The following is a 2,151-nucleotide window of genomic DNA, read 5'->3' as shown; positions in this document are numbered from 1 at the left end:
GAGCGCCAGCGCCCGCGGCCGATCGTGCCCGGCGCGCCGCGCCCGCGGCCGGTAGCGAGCGGCAGCCCGTACGGCGCGCCCCGTCCGATCGCGTCCGCGTCACCCGGCGCGGGCACGCCCACCCGGCGCGAGGATCGCCCGGGCGCCGGCGGCGCGCGCGCCGACGACCGCGGCCGCGGCAAGCGCGGCAAGCGCGGCGCCGTGGACCAGCAGGCGGTGTCGGACAACATCTTCAAGACGATGACCGCGATTCGCGGCGCGCCTCCGCGCCGCGGCGGCGCCCGTCGCGCCGACGACGCGCTCTCGCGCGAGGAGCTGGAGGCGCAGCGCAGCGCGGAGCAGGAGCGTGAGAAGAAGACCGTTCGCGTGAACGAGTTCATCAGCGTGAGCGAGCTCGCCGAGATCCTGAAGATCCCGCCGACGCAGATCGTCGGGTTCGCGCTCAAGAACCTCGGCTTCATGGTCACCATCAACCAGCGGCTCGACTTCGACCAGATCGAGCTGATCGCGAGCGAGTTCGGCTTCCGCGCCGTGCGCGAAGAAGAGTTCGCCGCGGACACGGGCGACGTTCCGGCCGACAAGGCGGAAGATCTGAAACCGCGCCCGCCGGTCGTGACAATCATGGGACACGTGGATCACGGCAAGACGTCGCTGCTCGACTACATCCGCAAAGCGAACGTCGTCGCCGGCGAAGCCGGCGGCATCACGCAGCACATCGGCGCGTACCACGTGTCGCTGCCGGACGGCAAGAAGCTCACGTTCCTCGACACGCCGGGCCACGAAGCGTTCACGGCCATGCGGGCGCGCGGAGCGCAGGTGACGGACATCGTCGTGCTCGTGATCGCGGCCGACGACCAGGTCATGCCGCAGACCATCGAGGCCATCTCGCACGCGAAGAACGCGAACGTTCCGATGATCGTGGCGATCAACAAGGTGGATCTGCCGTCGGCGAACGTGCTCAAGGTGAAGCAGGACCTGCTGCAGCACGGCGTCGTGCTGGAAGAGTTCGGCGGCACGACACTGTCGTCGGAGATCTCCGCGAAGACGGGCGCGGGCATAGACGCGCTGCTCGAGCAGATCCTGCTGCAGGCCGAGCTGCTGGAGCTCAAGGCGAATCCGGACAGGCCAGCGGTCGGGGCCGTGATCGAGGCGTCGCTGGACGCGGGCAAGGGCCCGGTCGCGACGGTGCTGGTGTCGTCCGGCACGCTGCGCGTCGGCGACGACTTCATCTGCGGCATGTTCAGCGGGCGCGTGCGCGCGCTGCTGGACGAGCGCGGCAAGGCGGTCAAGGAAGCCGGGCCCGCGATCCCGGTGCAGGTGCTGGGAATGACCGGAGTCGCGATGGCGGGCGACCAGTTCATCGTCGTGGAGGACGCAGTCGCGTCGCGCGAGATCGCGCAGCGCCGGCAGCGGCTCGACCGCGAGGCACGCAGCCGCAGAACGGCGAAGGGCGTGGTGTCGCTGGAAGAGTTCATGACGCAGACGTCGGGCGGCGAGAAGCGCACGCTGCGCATCGTCATCAAGGCCGACCAGGGCGGTCCCGCGGAAGCGGTGGCCGACGCGCTGGGCCAGCTGTCGAACGACGAGGTCTCGGTCGAAGTCATCCACCGCGGCGTCGGCACGATCAACGAGAGCGACATCCTGCTAGCGCGCGCGGCCGGCGCGATCATCGTCGGATTCCACGTTCGTCCCGACAACAACGCCCGCGCCGCCGCCGAGCGCGAGGGCGTGGACATCAAGCTGTACAAGATCATCTACGAGGCGGTCGAGGACGTGCGGCTGGCGCTCGAAGGCCTGCTGCGCCCGGAAGAGCGCGAGGTCGTGTACGGCGAGGCGCACGTGCTGCAGCTGTTCCGCGTGCCGAAGATCGGCGTCATCGCCGGCTGCTCGGTGCGGAGCGGAATCATCAACCGGCAGGGCCGGGTGCGGGTGATTCGCGACGGCTCGGAGGTGTACGACGGAGTCATCGGCTCGCTGCGCCACCTGAAGGACGACGTGCGCGAAGTGCGCTCGGGCTTCGAGTGCGGTATCGGCATCGAGAATTTCCAGGACGTGAAAGTCGGCGACGTGATCGAGTGCTACCGGACGGAGCAGGTGGCGCGCACGCTCACGCCGGCCGCCACTGCGTAACACACGGCGCGCGGACCGCGT

General features: G+C 69.7%; 1 protein-coding gene. It reads left to right on the top strand.

What is annotated here, in order from left to right; all coding sequences use genetic code 11:
* Positions 1-2,130: translation initiation factor IF-2 (infB, locus tag VFK57_21425; protein HET7698291.1), on the top strand; the 2,130-nt coding region annotated here is incomplete at its 5' end.
* Positions 2,131-2,151: the final 21 nt, after the last annotated feature.

The organism is Vicinamibacterales bacterium (genome assembly GCA_035699745.1).
In the GTDB taxonomy this organism is placed as follows: domain Bacteria; phylum Acidobacteriota; class Vicinamibacteria; order Vicinamibacterales; family 2-12-FULL-66-21; genus JAICSD01.
The sequence above is the reverse complement of the archived record's forward strand: the minus strand, read 5'-3'. Positions and strand labels throughout refer to the sequence as shown.